Raw genomic sequence first — 273 nt, forward strand, 5'->3', positions numbered from 1 at the left:
TCTATACCATCATTGGTGGATTGTTGTTAATATTAGGTTTTGTTGAACTATTTAAATCTAATAAGCTCTTAAATAAAATCATCAAAATCATCATTGCTTTAGGGTTAATCGGGTATATCTGTCATTTCTTAGGATTGGTAGCAAGATGGTATATTTCTGGACATGCGCCTTGGAGTAACGGATATGAAGCAATTATCTTCATCTCGTGGGTAGGAATTTCAGCAGGTTTAGTGCTGTACAGAAACTCCAACGCTTTAATTCCGGCAGCCGGAT

At 36.6% G+C, this 273-nt stretch carries 1 pseudogene; it reads left to right on the forward strand.

The window, feature by feature from the left end:
- A pseudogene (locus SB659_RS19495) lies at positions 1-273 on the forward strand (hypothetical protein); the annotation flags it as partial.

This window comes from Arthrobacter sp. SIMBA_036 (assembly GCF_046535135.1).
In the GTDB taxonomy this organism is placed as follows: Bacteria; Actinomycetota; Actinomycetes; order Actinomycetales; family Micrococcaceae; genus Arthrobacter.